This window comes from Paenibacillus sp. OT2-17 (assembly GCF_009827695.1).
Classification (GTDB): domain Bacteria; phylum Bacillota; class Bacilli; order Paenibacillales; family Paenibacillaceae; genus Paenibacillus; species Paenibacillus polymyxa_B.
In genome coordinates this window covers 1-1,159 of sequence record NZ_WUDQ01000840.1, presented here as the reverse complement: position 1 = coordinate 1,159, position 1,159 = coordinate 1, and the positions used below count along the sequence as shown (strand labels likewise).

At 45.1% G+C, this 1,159-nt stretch carries 2 protein-coding genes; both read left to right on the top strand.

All coding sequences use genetic code 11. The features are described 5' to 3' along the window. Nucleotides 1-229 (top strand): dihydrofolate reductase (locus GRP75_RS27555; protein WP_160790963.1); only part of this gene is annotated, 229 nt, incomplete at its 5' end. Nucleotides 230-467: 238 nt separating this feature from the next. After that, a partial coding sequence (locus GRP75_RS27550; protein ID WP_160790962.1) for a glutamate synthase subunit beta occupies nucleotides 468-1,159 on the top strand: 692 nt, incomplete at its 3' end.

Genomic DNA, 1,159 nt, shown 5'->3' with positions numbered 1-1,159 from the left:
AGCAAAGCAGGAGGAGTTAATGGTCATTGGAGGAGCGGAGATTTATTCACTGTTTTGGCCACATGCTGATCGGCTGATTGTGACTCGGATTGAGGAGACTTTTGAAGGCGATACAACCTTCCCTGAGCTGGGTTGGAACGGCTGGAATATAGTCAGTGAGACCCCGGGTATCAAGGATGACAAAAATCCCTATGAGTATCGTTTTGTTGTTTACGAGAGAACGGAATAAGAATAGACTGTATCCGACCCCACTCATTTGAAAAATTAATAAACCATATAAAAAATCCTTTTGGCTGTTGATGCAGAAAGTTGCATAAGTTTTCATCACTTTTACGCTGTATTGTGATACAATAAATCAAATTCAACGAGAACAGACCCTTTCATAATACAAACAGACAAATTCGAATTTGACTTAAATTCTGAATGGATGATCGGGGTTCATAAGCGAAGAGATGGGGGAACGTAACATGTCTACACCAACTGGATTTATGGAATACACACGACAGCTTCCTACAGACCGGGATCCGGCAGAGCGTATAAAGGATTGGGAAGAATTCCATAAGCATATGTCTGAAGAAGAGCTGCGTACCCAAGGGGCGCGTTGTATGGACTGCGGAACTCCTTATTGTCATACGGGGATGGATATCATGGGAGCAACTTTAGGCTGCCCGGTTCATAATCTCATTCCGGAATGGAACAATCTCGTATATCGTGGTTTGTGGAAGGAAGCACTAGAGCGGCTGCACAAAACGAATAACTTCCCGGAATTCACAGGTCGTGTCTGTCCTGCGCCATGTGAAGGTTCGTGTACAGTCGGCCTGATCGGACAGTCTGTTACAATTAAAACCATTGAGGAAGCTATTATCGAAAAAGGCTTTGAGGAAGGTTGGGTCGTTCCTAATCCGCCAGAAAAGCGTACAGGCAAACGTGTGGCTGTTGTTGGTTCGGGTCCGGCAGGTTTGGCTGCAGCTGCTCAGCTTAACAAAGCAGGGCACAGCGTGACTGTGTATGAGCGTGCTGATCGTGTGGGTGGATTATTGATGTATGGAATACCGTCTATGAAATTAGATAAGAAGGTTGTTCAGCGGCGTGTGGATTTGCTGGAGGCTGAAGGTATTCAATTCATCACAAATACGGAGATCGGCAAAGATATCCCTAC